Raw genomic sequence first — 1833 nt, 5'->3', positions numbered from 1 at the left:
TAAAATAAGCATTCTGGTGATATGTCAAGAATAACTTAGAAAAGATTTTGATATGTTTTAGTTATAAAAGGGTTCACTTAATAAAGCATACAAGAAAAATATGTCTTCTCGAATGCTAGTTCGATTCAATATTTAATTCGGCGTCCAATTTTTCGCCGGTGTACAGTTGGTTTTTGACCAGCAAACCAAAAACGAGTCGTACGAATTTACGAGATGTAAGCGCGAGTGCTCTCTTGTGCTGATGTTTAGTTACTTCAGCGAATTTTTTAGAATAGTATTCACCGTATTCTGGGATGTATCGTCTGACACTATTGGAGCCTTCTCCTAAGTAATAACGCAGATATGTATTACCAGCTTTTGAAACACGGTTATCCTCGGATATAAAGTCTCCAGAATCATTTTTAAGCCAGGTTAGTCCGGCATATTTAGCAAGTGCATCTGATGAATGAAAAGCAGTAATATCACCGATTTCAGCAAGTATGCCAGATGCCCATACAGGTCCTATACCTGGAATGGATTTTAGAATGATAAATGCATTAGGGTTCATGCCATTGATACATTTCTCGATTGCCTGATCTATCAGCTTGATTTCTTTTTGATAGGTTTGGATGCAGTTAAATGAGCTGGCTAAAGATACATTTAGCGGTTCGTACATGCATTTATCCAATCGATAAGAATCTCTTGCAGCTTTCTTTAAAAGTTCAGAGGTTTTTGATATGTCAGTAATGCGTTTTCGGCTCTTTTGAGCAAGGAACTGCAATAGCTCATCTTCAGAAGAATCTATGATTTCCTGTAGAGACATAAATTCTGTCAAAACAGCAGAGGAGGTAGCACCATAGATATTACTAAAAGGTTGTGCATCACCATCTAAAAGTTGAAGTTCACTAAACTTTAAATAGAGATTAGAAACCATATATGTTTTTTCTCTTGAGATGCATTCAGCTAAATGCAGGCGGTGTCTTGTTAATCGCTTTAAGGCTAAGAATTGGCTGCCGCGCCAGGGTTCACATTTTTTAGTTCGTCCGCATCTTGCGAAATCTGCAATAAGATAAGCGTCTAGTGGATCCGTTTTATCCATGCCAACATAAGATTTACGGAAATTGGCTGTCATCTTAGGATTCAGACAGAAAATGTAAGGCTTATAAGGCATGAGTAGTTCACAGGTAGACAGGTAATTAGCTATGTGAATGCTGTAAACGGAAGTAGACTCTAAAGCAACAACAATTGTATTGAGGTTAGGATGACTATTCATACAGTTTAATATCATCTCAGCAAGTTCCTCAGCACCAGGCTGATTGTTCTTAAAGGATGATGAGAGGTATTTGTTTTCATCAAAATCCATTGCACAAACGACATTGGACTTTGAGCTTACATCTATACCAACAAACAAAGTGGACATATAGTTGATCTTTATCATGTTATCACGCCCCTTTCTGATCTAAAATAGTGAAGCCTTAAGTGAAGGTTTATCCTGCGCAACATATGTTGACCGAAGCCTCGCGTAATGAGCATTCACCCAGTCAGCATTTTTTGCTGGTGCTTCGGCTGGAGATGCAACTTCTGTGTTAGCGGAATATACCATATGTGCCAGGCTGCATGCTTAAAGAGCAGACACGGACGAAGCCGGCTGAAAGGAGAACAAGCAGTGCCTTCGGACATCAGACTCTGCTGATATCATAACACAGGATTGACCTTATATGAATTGTAACTAATGACTGTATAGATGGGAATCGGAAGAGGAGAATCCCCAGAGATGTCCTTACCACTATACTTATAAAAAAGAATAAGTCTGAAAGCAATTTTTCTTGCTTACAAACTTATTATACGAGGAGA

Annotated in this window: 1 protein-coding gene; it reads right to left on the bottom strand. The window is 38.5% G+C overall.

Annotated features, from left to right (window positions below; genetic code table 11):
- Positions 1-115: 115 nt before the first annotated feature.
- The gene (locus BXY41_RS26530) at positions 116-1417 is read right to left on the bottom strand and encodes an IS110 family RNA-guided transposase (protein ID WP_052335744.1); all 1302 of its coding nucleotides are present in this window, start codon (positions 1415-1417) and stop codon (positions 116-118) included.
- Positions 1418-1833: the final 416 nt, after the last annotated feature.

It is taken from the genome of Lacrimispora xylanisolvens (genome assembly GCF_002934545.1).
Lineage (GTDB): Bacteria > Bacillota > Clostridia > Lachnospirales > Lachnospiraceae > Lacrimispora > Lacrimispora xylanisolvens.
Note: the sequence above shows the minus strand (reverse complement) of the source record. Positions and strands in the feature narration are given on the sequence as shown.

Bases quoted from the DNA above. Each gene is read 5' to 3' on its own strand.
- BXY41_RS26530 (WP_052335744.1), bottom strand. From the start codon at position 1,417: ATGATAAAGATCAACTATATGTCCACTTTGTTTGTTGGTATAGATGTA.